The organism is Streptococcus ovis DSM 16829, assembly GCF_000380125.1.
In the GTDB taxonomy this organism is placed as follows: domain Bacteria; phylum Bacillota; class Bacilli; order Lactobacillales; family Streptococcaceae; genus Streptococcus; species Streptococcus ovis.
In genome coordinates this window covers 110,467-133,851 of sequence record NZ_KB904574.1, presented here as the reverse complement: position 1 = coordinate 133,851, position 23,385 = coordinate 110,467, and the positions used below count along the sequence as shown (strand labels likewise).

The window sequence follows — 23,385 nt, the reverse complement described above, 5'->3', positions numbered from 1 at the left end:
ATGCCAATCTTTTTAGTTTTTATTCTCAATCGAATAAGTGCTAGATTCCTTCTTTCCAAACAGAGACCAACTTAAATACAGAATAAAAGCAAGCAAGACAGCGGAGGCAATCAAACTTCCCTCTGGACCAAAGTTGCCTCCTGATAAATAATCAGGTACTGCACCTATTTGAAAACTCATCGTTGCATAGCTTGTAGAAATTCCACTCACATTCAATCCAAAGAAACTTCCTTGGAAATAATTCCAGGCAGTATGGATAGCAGCAATCCCCCAAATATTGTCCGTTTTAAGAACATATAGACAGGCTAGCAGTCCAAAAAGTGCGATATTCAAGAGTGAAATCCATGAGACAGAGGGATTTGCTAAATGAAGCACTGCAAATAAGAGACTAGAAACCGCTGTCCCAACCAAAAGATTACTATTACGAGAGACAACTGGGAAAAGCCAACCACGTGTTATTAATTCTTCCGTTCCGCTTTGAATGAACCAAAAAGGGAGGATCAAAATCAAGCTCATCAGGTTTGCAACAGAAAAATCCAATCGAGTAAGCTCAATACTCCCACTCAGCACTTGCAGACCAACTACTGTACCAATCAATAGCACTCCAATGAAAAACCCCTTCAGCAACTCAAAGATAGCCCTCTTCTTAAAGAAGCCTAAGCCAGATACCGGTCTTTTTTCTACAAAGCCAACCCAAAGACAAACCAGTGTACTCGGCACCAGGAAAACTACTAAGGACAACAAGATAGGATCAATGGTAAACAAAAGGGTTTGCAGCCACTCCCCAGGTAGTAAGGCAATCATTCCTCCTAATAGCGACTCACCAAGAGCAGAACCAATAACTAAGAACAACTGCACTCCGACAATTGCCAATAAGGCATATAGTCCTCTCAATCCTTTGCTTTCTGGTACTTTTACACTTTTTAGCATGCGCTTTTCTGTCATCCAGCCGCCTCCTTTCCTATTATTCTATTGTATCGAAATTCAACTTCTTTTTCAAGTTTCTTACGACCTTTAAATCGATGTTAGATTTTCTTACATCAGAAGTTTGCAAATTTTCTGACTTTATGCTATACTTTTAGTCATATTTAAAAAGGAGCTAGAATATGAAGAAAACATTACTCATTTTATTAGCAAGTGTCGTATCACTGCTCCCTATCTACATTGGTGGGGTTGCTTCTGCAGATACGATTCAGGTTGTTTCTGACACTGCCTATGCCCCATTCGAATTCAAAGATTCTGACCAGATTTACAAAGGAATTGATGTCGATATCATCACAGAAGTGGCAAAACGTTCCGGTTGGGACCTTGATATGACCTATCCAGGTTTTGATGCGGCTGTCAATGCCGTTCAATCTGGTCAAGCAGATGCCCTTATGGCTGGCACGACGATTACAAATGCCCGCCAAAAAGTTTTTACCTTTTCAGATCCTTACTATGACACAAAAATTGTCCTGTATACACGCGCTGATGCCAAGATTAGTGAATACAAAGCATTAAAAGGGAAAACAGTTGGTGTTAAAAACGGCACCATTGCTCAATCCTTTTTAGAAGATAACAAAGACAAGTACGGCTATACTATCAAATCATTTGATACAAGCGATTTGATGAATAATAGCCTAGATGCTGGTTCCATTGAAGCTGCAATGGATGACCAACCTGTTGTCCAATATGCCATCAAACAAGGAAAAGAATACGCCATTAATATGGATGGTGAAGCCGTCGGAAGTTTCGGATTTGCGGTCAAAAAGGGAAGTCAGTATGAAGGCCTTGTTGAAGATTTCAATACAGCCTTAGCTGACATGAAAAAAGATGGCACCTATGCTCAAATTATGGCCAAGTGGCTTGGTGCTGAAACCAGTACAGCTAGCAAGGCTACAGGAGATGCTTCAGCCAAAGCGACACCTGTTAAAAAGAGCTACAAAGTTGTCATGGACTCTTCATTTGCTCCATTTGAATACCAAAGCGATAACGGAGAATACGTCGGTATTGATGTTGACTTGATTAAAGCAATCGCAGAGCAACAAGGCTTTACCCTTGAATTGTCAAACCCTGGATTTGATGCTGCCTTGAACGCAGTTCAAGCAGGTCAGGCTGATGCTGTCATCGCAGGTATGTCTATCACAGACGCCCGCAAAGAAATCTTTGATTTCTCAGACTCCTACTACACTTCAAATATTATTTTAGCTGTCAAAGAAGGAAGCATTGTCAAAGCTTATAAAGATTTAAAAGGCATGACAGTCGGTGCAAAAAACGGTACTGCTTCTTATAGCTTCTTAGAAGAACACGCCAATGAATATGGCTACACACTCAAAGCTTTTGACGAAGCTTCTTCGATGTATGACAGTTTGAATGCTGGCTCTGTTGACGCTATCATGGATGACGAAGCCATTCTGAAATACGCTATCCAACAAGGCCGCAAATTTACAACACCGATTGATGGGGAACCCTCTGGAGATTATGGCTTTGCTGTGAAAAAAGGGAGCAACCCAGAATTGATTGCTATGTTTAACAATGGACTGGCTGCTCTGAGAAAATCAGGAAAATACGATGAAATCCTAGCAAAATACCTGGGAGATGGCAAGGCCACCGACTCATCTAAGACGGTCGATGAAACGACTATTTCTGGGCTCCTTTCAAACAACTACAAACAATTACTATCTGGTTTAGGAACAACCCTTAGTCTCACTTTAATTTCCTTTGCCATTGCGATGGTAATCGGAGTCATCTTTGGGATGATGAGTGTATCACCAAGTGGCGTCTTGCGCACTATCGCTTCCATCTTTGTGGACGTTGTGAGAGGTATCCCGCTCATGATTGTAGCAGCCTTTATCTTCTGGGGAATTCCAAACTTGATTGAATCCATGACTGGAAACCAAAGTCCGATTAATGACTTTGTAGCTGCTACGATTGCCCTTTCCCTCAACGGTGGCGCTTATATTGCCGAAATTGTCCGAGGAGGAATTGAGGCTGTCCCAGTTGGGCAAATGGAAGCTAGCCGTAGTCTAGGTTTGCCTTATGGTAAGACCATGCAAAAGGTCATTCTACCACAAGCCATCAAGCTCATGCTTCCAAACTTCATCAACCAATTTGTTATTTCATTGAAAGATACGACTATCGTTTCTGCAATCGGTTTGGTTGAACTCTTCCAAACAGGGAAAATTATTATTGCCCGTAACTACCAATCTTTCCGTATGTATGCTATTCTGGCAGTGATCTATCTTGTCATGATTACACTATTGACCCGTTTGGCAAAACGACTAGAAAAGAGGCATAACTAATGGCTGAATTAAAAATTGACGTACAAGATTTACACAAGGCTTATGGAGAAAACAAGGTCTTGAAAGGGATTGATGCCAAATTCTATGAAGGCGATGTTGTTTGTATCATTGGTCCTTCTGGCTCTGGCAAATCCACCTTCCTACGTACACTTAACCTCTTAGAAACCATTACCAGTGGCAAGGTCGTCGTAGATGGCTTTGAACTATCTGATAAAAATACCAATGTGGACAAGGCACGCGAAAACATCGGAATGGTCTTTCAGCATTTCAACCTCTTTCCTCATATGACCGTTTTAGATAATATCACTTTCGCCCCTGTCGAACTGGGTAAGGAAAGCAAGGAATCTGCTGAAAAACACGCCCGCGAACTTCTTGAAAAGGTGGGGTTGTCCGATAAAGCAGATGCTATGCCAAATAGCCTCTCTGGTGGACAAAAACAACGGGTTGCCATTGCACGCTCCCTTGCAATGAACCCGGATATTATGCTCTTTGATGAGCCAACTTCCGCCCTTGACCCTGAAATGGTCGGTGATGTATTGAACGTTATGAAAGACTTGGCTGAGCAAGGTATGACCATGCTCATTGTTACACACGAGATGGGCTTTGCTCGCAAGGTTGCCAACCGTGTCATCTTTACCGATGGCGGCGAATTCCTTGAAGACGGCACACCTGAAGAAATCTTTGACCATCCAAAACATCCACGTTTAATTGAGTTCTTGGATAAAGTCTTGAATGTATAACATAAAATAGAGTTCTGCAATCAGAACTCTATTTTATTGACTCCATATGATAAAGAATATTCCTCCTCACTCACCCCTCCATTTTTGACATCGTTTTCAAAACATGCTACAATAATTTCAGAAATACATTCGGAGGTAAAGGAGCCATGATCAACTAAAAAACAAAAACGTTGATACTTTATCAAGTTGTGGTTTTTTAGTGTGCGCTCATCTCCTACTTGCCCCTCTATGGTGCGGTCTTTTTGAAGTAGCAAACAAATTCCCTGCTTGGTAAAGTAGGGGATTTTTTATATGGGCAAGAAAGGAAAAGAAGATGACAAAATTGGTAAGCTTTAAAGTAAAAATCAAACCGCATAGCATACAACAAACGCAGATTTTCAGTAAAATAACCTGCTCTAACCCTACCAGACAGCACATAAAAGTGATCCCTAACCATAATCGCGGGAATCGTTAACGCCATTATTAATCAAAGGAGGTTCTATGCTAAAATTCGAACACCTAACGATAACACACCAAAAAGATTTACAGGAACTCATCCACGACCTGAACCTTGTCATTAATCCTGGTGATAAGGTAGCCATTATCGGTGAAGAAGGTACTGGAAAATCTACACTTCTCAAAAGCATCGTATTACCTGAAGAAATAGCTCAATATGTAAGTATCGAAGGGCAGATCATCAATCAGTTCCACCAGACAGCTTATTTACCACAGAGATTGACTGCGGCACAACTCGCCCAAACTGTCCAAGACTTCCTCTACTCCGACATTGATTACACCCTTTTTGACTTCAATCTTTTTTATAAAATGGCAGAGCAGTTTCAACTAGATGTTGATGGGTTTCAAGAAAGAAAGCAAACTTTGGCCAGTCTATCAGGCGGAGAACGACTCAAAATTCAACTCCTAAACATTCTGGCAGAAGATCCAGACCTCATTCTCCTTGACGAGCCATCTAGTGACCTCGATTTAGAAACCGTCAAATGGTTGGAGCAATTCATTCGTCAAACAGAGAAAACAGTCCTCTTCATCTCCCATGATGAAGCTTTGCTGACTCACGCAGCTACTGCTATTTTACACTTGGAATTGCTCAAGAAACGCAAGGAACCACGCGCCAGCTATTTCCACGGGAACTATGAAAACTATAAAGTCGAACGTCGAGAGCAATTTGAAAGACAACTACAAGTCGCCAAAAAAGAAAGGGAAGAACATGGGAAGAAAGTTCAAGAAAATCAGCGGATTCAGCAGCGAGTACAACATGCACTAAGAACTACTAAAAATGATGTCATCGGCCGACTACTAGCTAAAAAAATGCGTGCCCTTCAGTCACAAGAGCGTCGCTATGGCAAGGAAGCAGAACATTTCACAGAAATTCCACAGGACATGGATGCTATTCATCTCTTTTTCAACCAAATTGAGCCCCTTCCACCACAGAAAAGAGTGTTAACATGGGAGAAGAAAGAATTACCCACGGGCCAAAAAATTGATTTAGACATCCGTGGACAAGATAAAATCGTCATTACAGGTCGAAACGGTATTGGTAAAACTCGTCTGCTCAAAGACATCAACGCGGCATTATCACAATCACTAGGCTTATCGATTGGCTACATGCCCCAGCATTATGAGGAATTACTGATTGGATATCCTTCTGCTCTGGATTTCGTAGCAGAGCATACCAATGAGCAAACTGCTCGGACCTTTCTGGCTAGTCTTCGCTTCACCAGAGACGAAATGACTCATGCATTGAGCGATTTATCCGGTGGTCAAAAGGCAAAGCTTTTCTTGGCTAAGATGGTCGTCAGTGGAAACAATGTTTTACTCCTTGATGAACCAACACGACATTTCTCCCCAACCAGTCAGCCACTAGTTCGGCAACTCTTTCAAGACTATCCCGGTTGCATCATCAGCGTTTCTCACGATCAGCTCTTCATCGAAGAAGTCGCTCACAAACGTTATGTATTAACTGTCAATCATTTACATTTAGCGGAATAAAAAATAAGGTCATGACTGGCCTTATTTTCTTATCTGTTAAAAATCAGTAGGAAAGGATTCGGACTGAACTGAATCTAGAAAATGGGCATCGCCAATCGTTATATCCCTGACAATGACAGAGGAAGCCGAATGACGAACGCTTTTGTATAAGGGGCAATATTCTTAGTTTCCAATGTAATTGTTCCACCGTGCATTTCAACAAATTGCTGAACGATTGCTAGACCTAAACCAGTGCCTCCCTTTCCAGCAGTTCTTGCTTCTACTCCTGTTACAAATGGTTGGAAAAGAGTCGCGGCAATTTCTTCACGGATTTCCACACCATCATCTGCTATTTCTAATTTAACAAACTGTTTCTCACATTGTAAATGGAATGCTAAGGTTGTATGTGGCGGATTGTATCGCATAAAATTATTCAATAGATTGTCCAATACACGCGTAAATTTAACGATATCCAAATCAATCATGTACCGTTCTTCAGGGATGTCAATGTCTAATTCGTATTCTTGAAGAATGAACTCATCATAGTGCTGTGCCCAGTAATGACGTAGATACTCACAGAAATCAAGTCTCTCTGTTTGGAGAGTAAATTCTGGATGTTGAATCTGACTAAACTCATAGAGTGATTCAATTAATTCATTCAGTACAACAGATTTTTGGTAGATAATCTGCATATACCGATCCCGTGTGTCTTCTTCAATCATTTGATCTGAGAGAGCTTTTGAATAGCCTTGAATAACGGTAATAGGTGTTCGTAAATCGTGTGAGATGTTGGCTAGCATCTTCTTTTTACTCTCTTCAATCTCATGTCTTTGACGTTGACTTTCATACAATTCAGCGGATACTTCGTTAAATGTATTAAAAATCGTCGCAAATTCTTGAGGTGCACCACTATCCTCATACACGACAACCTCATCACGATTGACTAATTTTGTAATCGCCTCATTCAGAACTGTTAATGGTTTTGAAATTTTTCTGTGTAATCTCCATATGAACAAAATCATAAACAGGATTACTGTTACCAATAATATGACAACTGTAATCAAAATATGATCATTAATAGCCTTATCTTCCAAATCCAGATTGTAAGTCTTCATAATGACAAATGCCATCTTCTCGCCTTTGTTATCTACAAAGTCATACTTATATAGGTGGTATTTATCTTGCAATGACTGGGTTAAAATCTGAATATCTCTTTTTGAAAATCGACTTCTTCCACTTGAGAGATTTTGTGAAATGATATTCATCTTTTCATCCAGCAAGTAAGCAAATTCCTCTGATTCAACTGGCAGTACCCCTACTAAATAGCGATCTCCCTTGTTCGTATTTTTTTGAATCAAATAGCGATGTTTCCCACTTTCTGGAGAAGTATACTTCATACTTGTATAATAATAGTTTGCATTATAGGGCAAAATTAAGTCTAACTCATCTGAAGTAAATTTTTGGGCTGTAGCTGGATTACTAGCATATACAAGTCCTCGCTCATATGACACAATCTCATACGTTGTTCCATAAATGTTGTAAGGTCGAAAATCAATCGACTTGTATTTTCCTGCTTTCAGTGGCTTCTCCAACCGTATCATCTCACTGGGTTGTATCAAACTACTAATATCATCTAGTATCTTAAAAGATATCAAAACCCAAATGACAACCCCAACAAGTACGACGATGAGATAAAGGATGAATTGGCTGAGGAGGAGATGAATGAGACTCCAACGCTTCTTAGTCTTGCTTTTCAAATTTATATCCTATTCCTCTTAAGGTTTTAATGTACCGCGGATTTTTAGGGTCTTTCTCAATTTTATCCCGTAAATTCGATACGTGCACCACAATAGAGTTATCATCACCTTCAACATAACCGCCATTGATATGTTCATATAATTGCAATTTGGTAAAGATTTGCCCGGGTGAACTCATGAACACTTGAAGAATTTTAAATTCTGTTGCAGTTAATTGAATAAACATCCCATTTTTCAACAGGGTTGCTTCATCAACATTCAAGATGAGTTCTCCTAATGATAGTACTGGAACCGTTTTTTTAGCACTCTTATTTAAATCATAAAATCGACGCAAATTAGATTGAACACGTGCTACAACTTCAAGCGGATTAAACGGTTTTGTAATGTAGTCATCTGCTCCGATTTTTAATCCCAAAATCTTATCCATATCATCAGTCTTAGCAGAAAGAATTAGAATTGGGATAGCACTTTCTTGACGGATTAATTTTGTCAAGCCATATCCATCTAATTTCGGCATCATGATATCCAGAATGGCTAAATCAATTTTATAACTTTTGAAAAGATCATAAGCTTCTTCGCCATCATTTGCAACCAAAACTTCATAAGAAGAGGTTTCGAGATACAATTTCAGTAAATCAACAATGTCATGATCATCCTCAGCAACTAAAATCCTATACATATCATTCCTTCTTTCTAATCTTGCTAGTTATTTACTCTCATATCTCTTATTCTAACATTTTCTATCTGTTTAGAAAATAGCTATCAGCAGCCTTTATCACATGCTTACCATTGCCTTTATATCACTACCAATTCTATTATTATTTGATGCCATTTGGTAAAATTAGTGTTTGAATCAACTCATTTTCTTCTTGAATACGAATAAATAATGTATAGGCATACAAGGGGCCAACAAATACTAGTGTCCACCATGCATGACATAATAAGGCAAGTCCAAGTAATTCAGGGAAGATATTCAAGAAATAGTTTGGGTGTTTAATAGTCCGAAAGAGCCAATGATTGTTAAACTGATGCTTTTTAGCAATCATCAATTTGACTGTCCAAATTCCTTTTAATAAATGTACCACTGTATAGAGCATCACTAATGCAAAAACTAGTAAAGCCACTCCTACCATACCAATAATGTCTAGTCTAACATGACCAAGCACAGCTTCTATACAAGAAGCTAAATAAAATAGAATATGCAACATCGTTAACCGTTTTGTATTTTCCTTCCCGTACTCTGTACCGCCTTCTGCTAAGATGCGTGCTTCATTTTGTTTAGAAACTTTTAAAAATACTAGTCGAATGATAAATATCACACCCACAATCACTAAAATCATCTTCATCTCACTTTCATTTCCTTACCTTCTTACCAAAAATAGATGATCCATTCTGTTATGACATCTATTTTTCGTTGTCTTTTTTCCACCAATATGCCAAAATCGAAATCAATCCCAATACGCCAATCGCCGCAATTAACATTGAATAGAGTGTCAACATTATTTTTTCTTGTGAATAGGTCGCATTCTGTCGATAACAAACTGTTTTGTCTCGAATTGGTACCAGGTTTTCTTGACGACTATCTGCTATCTTGATTTGGTTAATTCCTGCTGGCTGGTATTCAACGACTTCTACATGAATCGTATCATTTATATCTTCATCTTTTATCGAAAGTTGGTGAAACTGATTCACCACCATCGCATTTTCTGTATGAGCACGTGCCAGTAAGGGAGAGAATACGGTGCATATGCAGATGAACGATACGCTGGCGACAGCTACAAGTTTCGCTATGCTTTTTTGAAAGATTTGTTCTTCTTCGAATGTTATATGTCGTTGCATTTGCACATTTTACCTCCACTCTTTCTTTTATTTCCCTTTCTTCTATTTTACAATCTCTTTTTTCAAATACAATAGGATTTCGAAAGTTTAAGTAAAAGCTTTTCTGAACTTAATGTAACCTTTAGATTCTTTATATTATCTTAATAAAACTATTAAATCTTAAGGAATTTCACAATCATATACATGCTTTGTCCTCACTTTATGAACATCCGAGTTCAAATAAAAAGAGCTGGATTTTCGTCCAACTCTCATTTTTCATCTTTTTCTTTTGCTAATCTCTCTCGTTCCAGACGAAATTTGCGATTAGGGTTAAGCCTGTTAAAGAGCTCTTCCAATTTCTCTGCGTTCCAGACATCAGCAGCAGATACAAAATTACCATTTTTATCTTTGAAGGATATTGGTTTATCTCCCATAACACACCTCGCAGGTCTCTAGCTGTCAACTAATCAGTCAACAAATTCAAACTCAAAGTTTCCGATGCGGACAATATCACCGTCTTTGGCGCCGCGTGCACGAAGAGCTTCGTCAACCCCCATCCCACGTAATTGCCGAGCAAATTTCATGATAGATTCGTCTCGGTCCATATTGGTCATAATGAAGAGTTTTTCCAATTTCTCACCTGAGAGGATCCAGCTTGCATCGTCATCGCGAGAGATATCAAAGGCAGGCTCGTCTTCGTTAAAGCCATAGTAAACTTCTTCTTCCTCTAGATAATCTGATTCATCATATAATAAGAACTCATCTGTCTTATCAAGAAGTTCTGCAGTTGCTTCCAAAAGATTTTCTAACCCTTGATGCGCTAGGCTAGAAATTGGGAAAATCATCGGCATTTCATCAAACTCATCGTAGTTAGCAGCCAATTTTTCCTTGAATTCTTTCAAATTGTCTTCTGACTCTGGCATATCCATCTTATTGGCAACAATAATCTGTGGACGCTCCATCAGACGAAGATTATAGGTTTCTAGCTCATTGTTAATCGCTACATAATCTTCGTAAGGGTCTCGTCCTTCGCTAGCTGACATATCAATCACATGAAGGATAACACGTGTCCGCTCGATGTGGCGAAGGAATTGTGTTCCCAAACCAATCCCCTGACTAGCGCCTTCAATCAATCCAGGTAGGTCTGCCACGGCAAAGGATTCCCCTGATTTGGTACGAACCATTCCAAGATTTGGCACGATGGTTGTAAAATGGTAGGCACCGATTTTTGGCTTGGCAGCTGTAATAACACTGAGAAGAGTTGATTTCCCAACAGATGGAAATCCAACCAAACCGACATCCGCAAGAACCTTTAATTCTAATTCGAGCTGACGCTCTTCACCTGGTTCACCATTTTCTGAAATTTCAGGAGCTGGATTCTTTGGCGTTGCAAATCGAATATTGCCACGGCCACCACGACCACCACGCGCAATGATAAATTCCTGATCATGCTCTACGAGGTCTGTAAGAACTTTACCTGTCTCCGCATCACGGACTGTCGTCCCCTGAGGTACGCGGACAACCAAGTCTTCCGCTCCACGGCCGTGCATGCCCTTGGTCATCCCTTTTTCGCCATCTTTGGCTCTAAATTTACGATTGTAGCGGAAGTCCATGAGGGTACGCAACCCTTCATCTACACGAAAGATAACAGAGCCACCTTTTCCGCCATCACCGCCCCATGGTCCGCCATTGGGAACGTATTTTTCACGGCGAAAGGCCACCATACCATCGCCACCCTTACCAGCCTTAACTGAAATCTTGGCTGTATCTAAAAACATACTCATTTTTTCTATATGAAAGCAAGGCCACACTGACTCTGCTCTCCCTTTCTGATTCTAATTCTTTCCTAGAAAAAAACGCTTATCAGCGTTTCTTACAAAATAGCACTAATCGCTGGGAATACAAGTCCTGCAATTGTTGCCAACACCATTAAAACAATCACAACCATCGTAATTTTTTCAAAAGTGCTTTTTTTATGTTTTTCTTCACCAAATGCCATGGTATCTCCTTTAACAAGTCATATTCTACTTATTTTAGCATGAAAGAAGGAAAAATTCAATTATGTTCCTTTTTATTCGAAAGAAACAGTCTAGACGGTCTAGACTTTGCTAATACAGGCTAACTTAAAAATTTTGTCTCCTCTCGTGTTTAGCTATAAGTCACCCACTACAGTTGACAAAGAGCCACTTAAAAATACACTCAAAGATTGGCACACTGTACTTAGCAATCTTCAAGTGTATTATATTCATAAATTATACTTTACTTCGGACACCCGACTTTAAGTTCTCTCTTGTGTCGCAGAGGAATGATGATTTCTGTTACAAATTCCTCTTCATTTTGTGTCACCCAATAATCAATAACATGACGTTCATAGCATTCTTCTTTAAGTTCATACTCATTTTCTTCTGAAAATGCAATCATGCTTTGATAAGTCTCCTTAATATCATCTAAAGAACCGATATGGTAACAACTCAACGCCATAAAACCACCAAATCTATCAAACCCTTTTGACTCTGGAAAGACATGTTGTAGGATGGTCGATGATTGGATATTTCCCGCCATTTTTTTCTCATAAGAATCATATTTCAAAATAACCGGACCTGATACTTTCATCTTGTTTTCTTCCAAGAATTTTGTCCATTCAAGGTTAACAATGGATTCCTTATGAGAATAATGATAAGATTGCTCTACACAGTAATAAGAAGACTCTTCTTGATAATATTTAAGACTAATATTTGGTCCATATTTATTAGTAAGGTTATTTTGTAAACAAATCTCGCCTTCAATAATAAGTTGTAACCAGTCATCAATTGAAGTCATTGAAACTAATAATTGTTTGTGCTCCGCCTCTAACTCATCTCTCCTCTGCCGTAGATACTTGTAATGATTTGAACAGCCATTAAACGATATTAAGTCTTTGATACGTTTGAGACTAAGTCCGATTTGCTGATAGTATTTAATCATAGGTATCAAAAGCAATGTTGCCTTATCATAATAACGATAATTGGTATCCTCGGCAATATACTTGGGGAGGATTAGACCAAGACTCTCATAGTATCGTAGTGTCTTGGCAGACACTCCACTCATACTTGCTGCTTTACCAATAGGAAACAAACCTTCTTCTGTCATTCCTCTCCTCTTTTCTATCTATATTTTTAATCTTAGATTATTTATTATATAATAAAATTGTAAACCATTCCATAGTAGTAAAGTCAAGAGATTTTCAAGCGAATAAAGCATGGCAATTGATCATATCTGTTCGACTTTTAGGAAAGTTATCTCATTTTTATAGTCGATTTTGATGTAAAAAACATATCAAATTTATATTTTATTATTTTTATAGTGAAAAACAACACGTAAACTTTACCCTTAGTGGAACGTTTTTTATTGTTGGTTTTGCATAAATAGCAAAAGGATAACCATCCACAACAGAGATGGAATCTTTTTCTTTAATTGTTGACCATTTAAAACTCAAGGTTCTTCAAGATGTCTTGAAGAGAATCTTCACTGATTTCAATTACCTTTTTACTTTCTTTTACACGTTTCTTTTCTAAGCTTTTCGTAATTCGCTCAGAATCTCCAGATAGGGTCGCATATTGTGTAAACCGGCGTTTTGCTTGAGCGACAGTTTGTTCAAATAGACGATTTGCCTCATCTGGCTGCACCTGATAAAGAGCTGAGAAACGTTCTTGTTTCAACATAAAATCAATCATCTGATTGAAGTCAGGACGCTTAAAGTCCAATATCATTGGTTTTTTTCCTTGCTCTGCTAAAAGAGGATTGTAACGGTAGAGAGACCAGTAGCCTGAGTCCACTGCTTCTTTAGCTTCGGTTAATGACTCTCTCAATCCGCCTTGTAAACCATGACTGATACATGGAACATAGGCAATGACAATAGATGGTCCTGGATAACGTTCAGCTTCTTCAAAAGCTTTTATCACTTGTACAGGATTGGCACCGCTCGCTACTTGAGCAACATAGACGTTTCCATATGTCATCGCCATCATGCCCAAATCTTTTTTCGCACTGCGATTTCCAGCCGCAGAAAATTTTGCAATAGCTGAGGTAGGGGTTCCTTTGGAGAGGTGACCGCCTGTATTTGAATAGACTTCATTATCCAAAACAAGAATATTAACATCTGCACCACTTGCGAGGACATGATCTAAGCCACCATATCCGATATCATAAGCCCAACCGTCTCCACCAATAATCCACTGGCAAGGTTTCACAAACAAATCACGTTTGTCATAGAGCTGTTGGAGAATCGGATAAGAACCCTTGACTTCTTGCAAGAGACTTGTTAGTTTGGTCGAACGAGCACGAGAGCCTTGACCTTCATCCATATGATCTATCCAATCTTGCAACAATGAGCGTAGATCTGTATCCGCCACCGCCATCGCTTCTTGCATCATCGGGATGAGAGCTTTTCGTCTAGCTTCGTTAGCAATGACCATACCATAGCCAAACTCAGCAGAGTCTTCTAGGAGCGAATTACTCCACGCTGGACCTTGACCGTGACAGTTTTTACTGTAAGGACTCGTTGGAGCCATTCCTCCCCAAATAGAGGAGCAACCTGTCGCATTGGCGATTAGCATACGATCCCCAAATAACTGAGTTAGGAGTTTCACATATGGTGTCTCGCCACATCCCGCACAGGCTCCTGAAAATTCTAAGAGTGGCTGTTCAAACTGGGTACAAGCAACCGTTCCAGACTTAGCAGGATTTTCTTTAGCACGTAGCGTTTGTGCAAAAGCCCAATTGACAACTTCTTGACTCACCTCTTCTTCTGTTCGTTGATGTACAGGACGCATTTTCAGCGCTTTTCCTGATTTTGGACAGGCATTGACACATAAGCCACACCCTGTACAATTCTCTACAGAAACTTGAATACGGTAGAATAGACCATCTTTTCCTTTGAAATCCATGACACGATAGCCTTCTGGTGCTACTTGCAGTTCGTCTTCTTCTGCTAAGAACGGACGAATGGCTGCATGCGGACACACAAAGGAACATAGATTACATTGAACGCAGTGGTTATTATCCCACTCTGGAACTTCCCATGTAATATTTCGTTTTTCTTGTGGCGCTAGACCTAGCGGAATATCACCTGCTGTCATTCCATTATTTATCAAGGTTCCAACAGAAATCGTTTCTCCTTCTAAGTGATTCATCGGCAATTGAATCTGGCAAGAAAAACGGGTTAAGTCTTTGTCAAATAACTGCTCATTGACTGTTAAATCCTTCCAGTCGGCAGGAACAGGTACTTGTTGAACTGCTCCTATTGAACGACGAATCGCCACTAAATACTTAGCGAATTTATCGTTTGATGCATGACCATAGATTTTTTCGATTTCTTCTTCTAATACATGCTGAATCGTATTCTTAGGAAACAGGTTGACAATTTCCAAAAAGGCTGCTTCTGAACAGATACTTGTCCTTGGAAAAATATCTGTGTCTTGAGCAATTTGAAAGGCATCAATGATATAGAACCGAATCTGATGTTCTGCAAAATATTTTTTGAGTTTCTTCGGTAATTTGCGAGCAGCTCCCTCTACGCTATCAGGTGTATTGAGTAGGAAAACTCCACCAGGTTTCAAGCCTTTTGTCACATCATATTTGGCTAAGTAAGCTGGTGTTGATACCGCTACAAAATCCATTTCTTGAATTGAATAGGTTGAGCGAATCGCTTCCTCTCCAAAACGAAGCTGAGAGATAGTCAACCCGCGTTGTTTACGAGAATCGTAATAAAAATAACCTTGTATTTCTTCGTCCGTTTGCCGTCCGATAAGCTTAAGAAGGGATTTGCTGGTGCTGACAGTTCCATCTCCTCCTACTCCCCAGAACTTAGCTTGAAATGTACCGTATGGTGTTAGGTCAAGACTTGGTCCTGTGGTAAGAGATAAATTGGTTACATCATCGTCAATCCCAACTGTAAATTGTCTTTTAGGACTAGCAGTCAGCAACTCATCATAAATCGCTACAATTTGCTCTGGCGTTGTATCTTTGGAACCGATACCGTAGCGTCCCCCGATAATCCGAGGACGAAGCTGACTTTCGTAAAAGGCAGCCTGCACATCCAACAAGAGTGGTTCACCAATGGAACCTGGTTCTTTTGTACGGTCTAAGACCGCTATGGAAGTGATGGTCTGAGGTACTTTTTCCAAGAAGGACTCTACCGGAAATGGGCGATAGAGATGAATGTGCAAGAAACCAACTTTCCGTCCCAATTGATTAAGATAGTCCACGGTCTGTTCGATTGTTTGAGCAACAGAGCCCATTGCAACGATGAGTTCTGTCGCTTCTGGATGACCATAATAGTTGACCAAATCATAATCCGTTCCTTGAATCTGATTAATCTGATCCATGTATTTTTTCACAACATAAGGCGTCACTTGGTAGTTTCGATTAACGGTTTCCCGTTGTTGGAAAAAGATGTCTGGACCTTGGTTCGTTCCTGAAACAGAAGGATGGTTCGGGTTCATTGCCCGCAAGCGGAAGGTTTCCAATGCTTCTTGGTGAATGAGTCCTTCGAGTTCTTCATAGTCTAGAACTTTGATTTTTTGCAGTTCATGACTAGTCCGAAATCCGTCAAAAAAACTGAGAAATGGTAAACTAGTCTCTAAACTAGCGAGATGAGCGACAGCTGATAAATCCATCACTTCTTGCACAGAACTTTCAGCCATCATCACAAACCCAGATTGACGTACAGCCATCACATCACTGTGGTCGCCATAAATACTCAAGGCATTGGTAGAGACGGAGCGTGCTGCTACATGAAAAACTGTCGGTAGCAGCTCTCCTGCAATCTTATACATATTTGGAAGCATCAGTAGCAAGCCTTGTGAAGATGTAAATGTCGTCGTCAAAGCTCCTGTTTTTAGAGAGCCGTGGACAAAGCCAGCTACACCTGCTTCTGACTGCATTTCAACAATTTGTAAGGGGTGACCAAAGAGATTTTTTCGGCCTTCTGTTTGCCAAATATCTACTCTTTCTCCTATGGTAGAGCTCGGCGTAATAGGGTAAACACCTGCAACTTCGCTAAAAGCATAGGCTATATGCGCTGCTGCTGTATTGCCATCCATTATCTCTTGATGTGCCATCGTACTCTCACCTCCTTTTTGTGACTGCTTCTCTATTGGCTAAAAACGCCCACCCTCTTGATTAGGATGGGCGTTTCTTGCGTATCTTTACTACGATTGTTTTAGTTGTGTTTTGGTAAAATTGTTTCGACTTCTGTATGTGGACGTGGAATCACGTGTACAGATACCAATTCACCAACACGTTGGGCTGCGGCTGCTCCAGCATCTGTCGCTGCCTTCACAGCACCGACATCACCGCGTACCATGACAGTGACTAATCCGCCACCAACATGCTCTTTGCCAACTAACACAACATTGGCTGCTTTAACCATCGCATCGGCTGCCTCAATAGAGCCAATCAAACCTTTTGTTTCAATCATTCCTAATGCTTCTGATGACATATGTATTACCTACCTTTATGTTATTTATGCGCCAAAATTGTTTCGACTTCTGTATGTGGGCGTGGAATCACGTGTACAGATACCAATTCACCAACACGTTGTGCCGCTGCTGCTCCAGCATCTGTTGCTGCTTTCACAGCGCCTACATCACCGCGTACCATGACAGTGACCAAGCCGCCACCAACATGTTCTTTACCAATCAAGGTTACATTGGCTGCTTTAACCATCGCATCGGCTGCTTCGATAGAGCCAATCAAACCTTTTGTTTCAATCATTCCTAATGCTTCTGAATGCATGTTCGTTACCTTCCTTTGCTTTATTTTGCTAAGATTGTTTCAACTTCTGTGTGTGGACGTGGAATCACATGGACAGATACCAATTCACCAACACGTTGTGCTGCGGCTGCTCCAGCATCTGTCGCTGCTTTCACAGCACCGACATCACCGCGTACCATAACAGTCACCAATCCGCCACCAACGCGTTCTTTGCCAATGAGAGTTACATTGGCTGCTTTGACCATGGCATCGGCTGCTTCAATAGAGCCAATCAAACCTTTTGTTTCAATCATTCCTAATGCTTCTGATGACATATGTATTACCTACCTTTTATTTTATTAGTTTTAATTTGTTTTTGGCCGATATACCTAAGGCATTGGCTTCTTCTGTATCTAAATGACACTCTAACGTAAATGTCTCATGAACGCGTATCGTTACATTATTCAGAATTCCTCCGCGTTCTCCTGGACATTCCAACGAAACAACCTGATTGTCTACAACGCCAAATTCTTGTGCATCAACTGGTGACATATGGATATGGCGTTTCGCAACGATGCATCCCTTCGTCAATTGTACAGAACCTTTTGGTCCTATCAAGGTACAACCAGGTGAACCTGCAAGATCTCCTGATAGACGAAGTGGAGCGTCTATTCCTAATTTGAAACAATCAGATGCTAATATTTCAACTTGAGTTTGACTGCGTACAGGTCCTAAAATACGAACTTTTTCTATGACACCTTTTGGTCCTGCTACAAAGAGACATTCCCGCATCGCAAATTGACCGATTTGAGACAAATCTTTTAACTTTTGAAATTCATAACCAGGTCCAAACAATACATCAGCATCCGCTTGAGACAAATGAATGTGGCGATTGGACACTCCAAGTGGGATTGCAAAACCGTCTACATCCAGTTTCTTTTGCGAGGTGATGGATGCTACTGCTGGTTGGTTACTTGCTGTGTGAGGGACAACAACTGGAGGTTGAGTTGACTCACTACCAAGTTGATCAATCACTCGATAAAATAATTCTTCTAATTCTTCCATCGAATCCCCTCCTTATTGCTGTCGAAGTGCAGATAAAATTTCACGAACAACCGCTTCGTTATCAATGTCGGCTTCACTTGCTGATGGTTGGCCTACATGCACGCTAGCAGATCCAACGGCATCTAGCTGTACTTCCTTATTTTCCTCAAGAGATTGACCACTTAATTGATCAATCGCCTGATAAAATAGTTCTTCTAATTCTTCCATCGAATCGCCTCCTTATTGTTGTCGAAGTGCAGATAAGATTTCACGAACAATAGCCTCATTGTCAACACCCGTAGCAGTTGTTGCAGCAGGTACCGCCTGAGAAGTCGTTCCTTGTTCATACTTTTCTTGAATAGACTGTGGTGTCTGTTTCAAAAAATCATTTGTTTGATAAACTGGACCTCTTCGTCCTGTATGTAAACTAGCGGATGCAATAGCATCTGGTTGTGCTTCAGCAGGCATTGCTAATTTTGGCAATGATTGGAAAACAGGGTCGTCAATTAAGGTTGTGACATCTTTGACGCCATAAGCAACTGTCTTGATATTGACCAAATGTTTTGGTGAAAGGTTATCTGAAACAGAACTACCACCGCTTGTTCCACATCCAAGTGTGAAGGAAACTGGTAAACCAGTTGAAATACCGGTTCCTCCTTGGCTACCACCTGTATTGATCAAAATACGAGAAGCTGGTTTAGAAGAGAAGCGCAGAATCATATCTGGATCCTCTGTGTGCATACTCATGGTATGGCCAATTCCGTTTTGGAGAAGGCGAATACTGAGTGCACAAGCCTCTTCCCAATTTTTCACAACATAGAAACCAAGTACTGTTGTTAATTTTTCAAATGATAAAGGATTTCCTTGACCAACACCGGCTTGTGGACCAACCAAAATCTTGGTATCTTTTGGTACGTTGATACCAGCTGCTTCTGCAATTTCAACTGCAGGACGACCAACAAATTTTGGATTCATAGCTGGATTGCAACCATGTGAATTGCCACGGAACAGTAACTCACAGACCTTGTCTGTTTCTTCCTTGGTCATCATGTAACAACCTTGCTTCGTCAATTCACGAATCACTTCATCTTTGTTGACTTCTTCACAGATAATGGATTGCTCAGATGCACAAATTGTACCATTGTCAAAGGTTTTGGAAGCTACAATTGAGCGAATGGCTTTTTCCACATTTGCAGTGCGTTCGATATAAGCTGGAGAATTTCCCGCTCCTACACCGATAGCTGGCTTCCCACAACTGTAGGCTGCCTTGACCATGCCAGGACCGCCCGTTGCGATAATCATGGAAACATCTTTCGCGTTCATCAATTCATTGGTTGCTGCAAGTGATGGGTTAGAAACTGCACCGACAATATGTTCTGGTGCGCCAGCTTCCACCGCTGCTTTTCTCACAATATCAACCGCTGCATTGCTACACCGTTTAGCTGATGGATGTGGCGCAAACACGATTGCATTGCGTGACTTGATGGCAATCATACTCTTGAAAATCACCGTCGATGTTGGATTTGTTGAAGGTGTAATTCCTAGCAAAAGTCCCATTGGTTCTGCTACAGTAAATACTTTTTTCGCTTCATCAAAGTCAAGAACACCTGATGTTTGCATGTCTTTGATTTCATCGTAAAGTAAATGCGCTGCTGCATAATTTTTGTAGGCTTTATCTGTAATTTTCCCAAAGCCTGTTTCTTCCACTGCCATATCTGCTAGGTAGTAGGCATTTGCCCCAACTGCCTTGACAATATTTTTTAGTATGGCATCAATTTGTTCATCTGAGAAAGTCGCTATTATATTGGCAGCTTGTTTCCCATTCCTTACAAGATCTCGTGCTTCTTGGATTGAACAGAGATCAACGTCTAATGTTTTCATCATCCGACCCCCAAAAATTTTCTTTTACTTGTTTTCTTTATCTTGTTCCTTGAAATCTTCCAAAAGAAGTGCTATCATTTCGCGTCGGACTAAGTTCTTCAAGGCTTCTTCTCCAATCTCAATACGAGGATTCTGTGCTACCATTTCTCTTAGTTCTGCCGCACGCGCCCGATCAACTTTTCTCTTGTACTCTTTAAAGGTCAAGTTGTTTGCGGTCGTTTCTACCGAAGAATCAGCAACTATAGTATCTGGTTCAGATACAGGTTCTAATTGTTCTATATCTTCTTCGCTTTCAACAGGCTCTACTGGAACAGGTACTTCTGCTTGTACAATCGGTTCTTTTTGCACAACCTGCTCTTCTTGAGTGATTTCTTTTGACACAGTGATTGGATGATGGAGATCCGCTAATTGGTCGTCTGGGCGTGGAATAACGTGGGCACCTTGTAAACAATTTGCTCCAAGGCGTCGAACGGCTTCAGCACCCGCATCGACAGCTGTTTTAACGGCTCCAACATCACCAGTAATACTGATGTAGTATAAGCCATCGCTAACTTTTTCGGTTCCTAAAAGAGAAACATCTGCACATTTTAGCATCACATCAGCTGCTTCTACGGAACCGATAAAACCGTAGGTTTCAATCATTCCTAATGCCTTCATAGTGGAGTCCTCTCATTACATCAAATCAGACCAGTTTGAAGGGTACGTAGTATAGAAAATTTTGGCATTGTCTGGTGAACCCCAGATAACATCTGAGCCAGCTGGTACAAAGAGTACATCTCCTGCACGGCCAACATAAGTTTGCCCATCAATTTCAACCGAAACGGTTCCTGAAATGACGTAGTCAATCTCTTCGTATGGGAGTTTCCAAGCAAATTTTGAGTGATCAATAGTTAGGAAACCTGCACTCATTTTGGATTCGTCTTTGCTGACTAATTCTTGGAAACCAACTTTAGCACCTGGTGTACCGGTGTCAAAATCATCCATCCGAACGGTTCCACCTTTTACGACTTTCAACCCATTTGCATGAGATACACAACGATAAGGTGGAATTTCTTTGGCAGGCGTTGCGTCGTCTGCTACTAATAATTTTTTCAATAGGCACAATAATTCATCAGAAGTAATCCCATCCAGTCCTTTTTCTGAAGACCCTTTTGATAAGCATACTTCTTTACCATCTTCAAAGCAAATTCCATGTTTTTTTGCTTCATCACGAGCCGCTGGTGTGACGATTGTTCCTGGTTCAAGGTAACAAACTGTTTGACCAGCTTCGTGGCATTGCAAAACATCTTTTGCTGTAATTAATTTTGCCATATCTTCTCCTTCTTTTAGATACGAGGGTGTGGGACATGAACGGTGATATCATGTGCGAACACCCGAGTTCAGTTATGAGAATCGTTCTATTTTTCCATTTTGTTTTTTAACTTCATCATAATTTTCATCGATAATCCCGATGACTGCTGCATCAACTGGCATTTGGTCATCCCCCATCATTCGTCGAGCTGCAGATCCAGTCGCAATGATGACCCGGTCGCCAATGCCTGCACCAATCATATCTACAACAACAAGAAGTTCACCCGCTCGGCTTCCTCCCTTGACTTCTGCCAATAGGAACTTGACACCGTTTAATGCTTCGGACTTTCTAGTTGCCCAAATTGTATCAACTAATTCTGCAACAAGCATATCTGCCTCTTTTCTAATAGAGAATGTCTTGACTGCAATTCATTGCAATGCCGATTGGAGTCACAAACATTGGGTTAATTGGTTTGATGGTTTTGATGTGGGTTTCTTTCTCGATAATTTCCTCGATACCAGCTAAACAACTTGTCCCGCCGACCAAGTAAATCACATCCACATCCATTCCCTCGATGCTTCGTTTAATGATGGAAGCAACTTTTTCGATGACTGGTTTTAAGACGCTAAGCAGTTCTTTGTGGTGTTTCGGATCACGTTTGTAGGCATCAGCTTCTTCAAAACTCATTTGATAAGCGCCTGCTACGACTAAGGTAAAATGGGTTCCACCAGTTGCTTCATCCACACATTTAATGACTTTTCCATCTTTTAAGATAGAAATACCAGTCGTTCCTCCACCGATATCTACGATAGCACCGTTTTGTAGTCCCACAATAGTATTGGCAGCTGTTGGCTCATCTAACAAAGCTGTTAATTCAAATCCAGCTCCTTGCACAACATTTTTAATTGCTCCACCATCCAACAAATCTGTTCCCGGCGGAATCGCGGCTGCTGCATACAGTAACTCTTCTCCTAGTTGTTCTTCTAGGGATTCTTTTAACTCACGGACAATCCGAATAGCTCCGATGTAGTCTACAACCATCCCATCTCGAATAACTGAAGCAGGTCTGTGAGCTCCCGCAACAATCTGCTTGTTCTCATCCAAGACTACCAAAACAATATAGGCAGTTCCTAAATCCACTCCTGTCAAATACACCGGACCGGTACCCTTGATTGGATTTTTTTCAGCACGTTCAAATTCTTCAACGTATTGATCACAGGTTTTAGGTAACTGTTGTGACATCATTGTTCACTTCCTCTCTTGTTTTTAAGTAGTGGGCAATAAGTTGCCCAAGACGATTCAGTAACTCACTTAAATTCGTCTCTTCTTGCCATTGACTTCCTTCCATCCTTCTCTCTAAGTGAAAATAAAGCGGATAGAGTTTGGTCAAGATGCGACCATTATTTGTTTGCAAAAACATTCCAACATTGGAAAGATTGCCATGGACAAATGCTTTGTCTACCATTTCTTCAGCTAATTGTCCTGTAGAAATCGGTGGCAAGATACATTCGCCATTTGACAGAGCCGTTGCCAAAAAACGCTCTAATGCATGTAATTCCTGTGCCAAAGCCAACTCAATCGACGCCAAGTCTACTGCCGTCTGCAAGAATTCACAACGGAGATCCAACCAATCTGAATCAGTTTGAAAAATCAGCGTTTCTTGTTGAATCCCCTCTTGTTTTGCAACTAGCTGAGAACTGTTTCTTGGCTTGCTTGGTGGTGTCACATCATTTTCATCAATGACCTTCACTTTACGGTCTGCTAGAAACGTTCGTGCTCCAGGCGTCAACCGTTGTGCTTTTTTGATGGTAAAAGTGTCAAATGGAACTTGACGATACTCGACTCGTAAATCATCTTCGGTTAAAAATTTCATC

24 protein-coding genes are annotated in these 23,385 nt (G+C 40.6%); 3 read left to right on the top strand and 21 right to left on the bottom strand.

Annotated elements, in window-relative coordinates; genetic code table 11:
* Nucleotides 1-12: 12 nt before the first annotated feature.
* The gene (locus A3I9_RS0105585; RefSeq protein WP_018378064.1) at nucleotides 13-945 is read right to left on the bottom strand and encodes a CPBP family intramembrane glutamic endopeptidase; all 933 of its coding nucleotides are present in this window, start codon (nucleotides 943-945) and stop codon (nucleotides 13-15) included.
* A gap of 161 nt (nucleotides 946-1,106) precedes the next feature.
* Here A3I9_RS0105585 and A3I9_RS0105580 point away from each other — a divergent pair, with 161 nt between their 5' ends.
* From A3I9_RS0105580 to A3I9_RS0105565, 3 genes are all read left to right on the top strand, one after another.
* Entirely contained in the window at nucleotides 1,107-3,281 is a 2,175-nt protein-coding gene (locus A3I9_RS0105580; RefSeq protein WP_018378063.1) for an ABC transporter substrate-binding protein/permease, read from the top strand.
* On the top strand, nucleotides 3,281-4,021 hold the full coding sequence (locus A3I9_RS0105575; RefSeq protein WP_018378062.1) for an amino acid ABC transporter ATP-binding protein: 741 nt from the start codon (nucleotides 3,281-3,283) through the stop codon (nucleotides 4,019-4,021). The genes A3I9_RS0105580 and A3I9_RS0105575 overlap by 1 nt, the downstream gene beginning before the upstream one ends.
* Nucleotides 4,022-4,501: 480 nt before the next feature.
* On the top strand, nucleotides 4,502-6,007 hold the full coding sequence (locus A3I9_RS0105565) for an ATP-binding cassette domain-containing protein (RefSeq protein WP_018378060.1): 1,506 nt from the start codon (nucleotides 4,502-4,504) through the stop codon (nucleotides 6,005-6,007).
* A gap of 98 nt (nucleotides 6,008-6,105) precedes the next feature.
* Here the strand turns inward: A3I9_RS0105565 and A3I9_RS12990 are convergent, their stop codons facing one another.
* The 20 genes from A3I9_RS12990 to A3I9_RS0105465 all read right to left on the bottom strand — a co-directional run bounded on the left by A3I9_RS12990 (nucleotide 6,106) and on the right by A3I9_RS0105465 (nucleotide 23,384).
* A complete protein-coding gene (locus A3I9_RS12990) occupies nucleotides 6,106-7,743 on the bottom strand; it encodes a sensor histidine kinase (protein WP_018378059.1) in 1,638 nt (545 codons plus the stop codon).
* Nucleotides 7,727-8,422 carry a response regulator transcription factor gene (locus A3I9_RS0105555; RefSeq protein WP_018378058.1) on the bottom strand — a complete coding sequence of 232 codons (696 nt, stop codon included), beginning with the start codon at nucleotides 8,420-8,422 and terminating at the stop codon, nucleotides 7,727-7,729. The genes A3I9_RS12990 and A3I9_RS0105555 overlap by 17 nt, the downstream gene beginning before the upstream one ends.
* Nucleotides 8,423-8,561: 139 nt before the next feature.
* Nucleotides 8,562-9,089, bottom strand: coding sequence for an isoprenylcysteine carboxyl methyltransferase family protein (locus A3I9_RS0105550; RefSeq protein ID WP_018378057.1), 528 nt, complete (start codon nucleotides 9,087-9,089; stop codon nucleotides 8,562-8,564).
* 58 nt (nucleotides 9,090-9,147) lie between these two features.
* Nucleotides 9,148-9,582, bottom strand: coding sequence for a hypothetical protein (locus tag A3I9_RS0105545; RefSeq protein WP_156809173.1), 435 nt, complete (start codon nucleotides 9,580-9,582; stop codon nucleotides 9,148-9,150).
* Between the two features lie 248 nt (nucleotides 9,583-9,830).
* Entirely contained in the window at nucleotides 9,831-9,995 is a 165-nt protein-coding gene (locus A3I9_RS13390; RefSeq protein ID WP_018378055.1) for a hypothetical protein, read from the bottom strand.
* Between the two features lie 33 nt (nucleotides 9,996-10,028).
* Nucleotides 10,029-11,345, bottom strand: a complete 1,317-nt coding sequence (gene obgE, locus A3I9_RS0105535; RefSeq protein ID WP_026217349.1) for a GTPase ObgE — start codon at nucleotides 11,343-11,345, stop codon at nucleotides 10,029-10,031.
* Between the two features lie 89 nt (nucleotides 11,346-11,434).
* Nucleotides 11,435-11,560, bottom strand: a complete 126-nt coding sequence (locus tag A3I9_RS13190) for a DUF4044 domain-containing protein (RefSeq protein WP_018378053.1) — start codon at nucleotides 11,558-11,560, stop codon at nucleotides 11,435-11,437.
* Between the two features lie 260 nt (nucleotides 11,561-11,820).
* A complete protein-coding gene (locus tag A3I9_RS0105525; protein ID WP_018378052.1) occupies nucleotides 11,821-12,690 on the bottom strand; it encodes a MerR family transcriptional regulator in 870 nt (289 codons plus the stop codon).
* A gap of 335 nt (nucleotides 12,691-13,025) precedes the next feature.
* The gene (gene nifJ, locus A3I9_RS0105520) at nucleotides 13,026-16,661 is read right to left on the bottom strand and encodes a pyruvate:ferredoxin (flavodoxin) oxidoreductase (protein WP_018378051.1); all 3,636 of its coding nucleotides are present in this window, start codon (nucleotides 16,659-16,661) and stop codon (nucleotides 13,026-13,028) included.
* A gap of 101 nt (nucleotides 16,662-16,762) precedes the next feature.
* Entirely contained in the window at nucleotides 16,763-17,041 is a 279-nt protein-coding gene (gene eutM / locus A3I9_RS0105515; RefSeq protein ID WP_018378050.1) for an ethanolamine utilization microcompartment protein EutM, read from the bottom strand.
* A gap of 20 nt (nucleotides 17,042-17,061) precedes the next feature.
* Complete coding sequence (gene eutM / locus A3I9_RS0105510) at nucleotides 17,062-17,337, bottom strand: ethanolamine utilization microcompartment protein EutM (protein ID WP_018378049.1); 276 nt, start codon at nucleotides 17,335-17,337, stop codon at nucleotides 17,062-17,064.
* 20 nt (nucleotides 17,338-17,357) lie between these two features.
* The gene (gene eutM, locus A3I9_RS0105505; protein WP_018378048.1) at nucleotides 17,358-17,630 is read right to left on the bottom strand and encodes an ethanolamine utilization microcompartment protein EutM; all 273 of its coding nucleotides are present in this window, start codon (nucleotides 17,628-17,630) and stop codon (nucleotides 17,358-17,360) included.
* Between the two features lie 16 nt (nucleotides 17,631-17,646).
* Nucleotides 17,647-18,360: a phosphate propanoyltransferase gene (locus tag A3I9_RS0105500; RefSeq protein ID WP_018378047.1), complete on the bottom strand. Its 714-nt coding sequence runs from the start codon at nucleotides 18,358-18,360 to the stop codon at nucleotides 17,647-17,649.
* Between the two features lie 12 nt (nucleotides 18,361-18,372).
* Nucleotides 18,373-18,567 (bottom strand): hypothetical protein, encoded by a 195-nt coding sequence (locus A3I9_RS0105495; RefSeq protein WP_018378046.1) that lies wholly within the window; start codon nucleotides 18,565-18,567, stop codon nucleotides 18,373-18,375.
* Nucleotides 18,568-18,579: 12 nt separating this feature from the next.
* Nucleotides 18,580-20,220, bottom strand: a complete 1,641-nt coding sequence (locus tag A3I9_RS0105490; protein WP_018378045.1) for an acetaldehyde dehydrogenase (acetylating) — start codon at nucleotides 20,218-20,220, stop codon at nucleotides 18,580-18,582.
* Nucleotides 20,221-20,244: 24 nt separating this feature from the next.
* Nucleotides 20,245-20,877, bottom strand: coding sequence for a BMC domain-containing protein (locus A3I9_RS13815; protein ID WP_018378044.1), 633 nt, complete (start codon nucleotides 20,875-20,877; stop codon nucleotides 20,245-20,247).
* Nucleotides 20,878-20,892: 15 nt separating this feature from the next.
* Nucleotides 20,893-21,531: a cupin domain-containing protein gene (locus A3I9_RS0105480; RefSeq protein WP_018378043.1), complete on the bottom strand. Its 639-nt coding sequence runs from the start codon at nucleotides 21,529-21,531 to the stop codon at nucleotides 20,893-20,895.
* Nucleotides 21,532-21,603: 72 nt separating this feature from the next.
* A complete protein-coding gene (locus A3I9_RS0105475) occupies nucleotides 21,604-21,900 on the bottom strand; it encodes a EutN/CcmL family microcompartment protein (protein WP_018378042.1) in 297 nt (98 codons plus the stop codon).
* Between the two features lie 13 nt (nucleotides 21,901-21,913).
* Nucleotides 21,914-22,753, bottom strand: a complete 840-nt coding sequence (eutJ, locus tag A3I9_RS0105470) for an ethanolamine utilization protein EutJ (RefSeq protein ID WP_042361626.1) — start codon at nucleotides 22,751-22,753, stop codon at nucleotides 21,914-21,916.
* The gene (locus A3I9_RS0105465) at nucleotides 22,734-23,384 is read right to left on the bottom strand and encodes a hypothetical protein (RefSeq protein ID WP_018378040.1); all 651 of its coding nucleotides are present in this window, start codon (nucleotides 23,382-23,384) and stop codon (nucleotides 22,734-22,736) included. The genes eutJ and A3I9_RS0105465 overlap by 20 nt, the downstream gene beginning before the upstream one ends.
* Between the last annotated feature and the right edge of the window lies 1 nt (nucleotide 23,385).